2 protein-coding genes are annotated in these 692 nt (G+C 58.2%); both read right to left on the reverse strand.

Going from position 1 to position 692, the window contains the following annotated elements; all coding sequences use genetic code 11:
* Positions 1-198: hypothetical protein (locus tag ONV78_RS31860; protein WP_279508623.1), on the reverse strand; the 198-nt coding region annotated here is incomplete at its 3' end.
* Between the two features lie 76 nt (positions 199-274).
* The coding region (locus ONV78_RS31865) for a DUF3489 domain-containing protein (protein ID WP_279508625.1) at positions 275-692 on the reverse strand (418 nt) is incomplete at its 5' end.

The following is a 692-nucleotide window of genomic DNA, read 5'->3' on the forward strand; positions in this document are numbered from 1 at the left end:
TGCCCGCTCAAGGTGAAAGCGCACCAGGAGGCGGACATCCGCGTCCTCCTCAAACTCTTCAAAAAAGTCAAAAAGGTCGTCGTCGCCGGTCAGGTGGTAAAGCATGTCGCTGGCGTCTTTCTTCATCAGCGGCTTGGCCATCAGGCGTTCCAGTTTGGCGGCTTTTTCTTCGGTGTTGGGTTGGCTCCAGGTTCCCATTTTTTCGCTCCTTTTGGGTGGTTCGTGTGGCGCTATGAACGCTTCATAGCGCGGGCTTAGCAAGTGATTTAGAGCGTTATGGGTGATCGGTTTTGGCGATGCGGTAGATGCGCTCGCCGTCTGCGGATTTTTCTGAGATCACGTTGAGCCCCAGCTTCTTTTTCAGCGCCCCAGAGAGGGTTCCGCGCACCGTGTGCTTTTGCCAACCGGTAGCGTGGCTGAGCTGGTCGATGGTGGCCCCTTCCGGGCGCTCCAGCATCTGGATAACAAGGGCCTGCTTACTGTTAGCGCGGAGCTGGCGTGGCTGGCGCTGTGGCTCTGCTTGGGCCTCGTCCCGCTCCGTGTCGACGGGCTCTAAAGGACTTGGCTTGGCGCGTCCCAGCGCCTCGTAGGCGGCGTCATTGATTCGCCATGTATCTCCCTCAGCGTGAATCAATTCAAGCCTCATCAGGCTGGTCAGCACTTTCTTACGCGCGCCGCCTTTGATGTGGCCT

It is taken from the genome of Hahella sp. CR1 (assembly GCF_029813005.1).
Lineage (GTDB): Bacteria > Pseudomonadota > Gammaproteobacteria > Pseudomonadales > Oleiphilaceae > Hahella.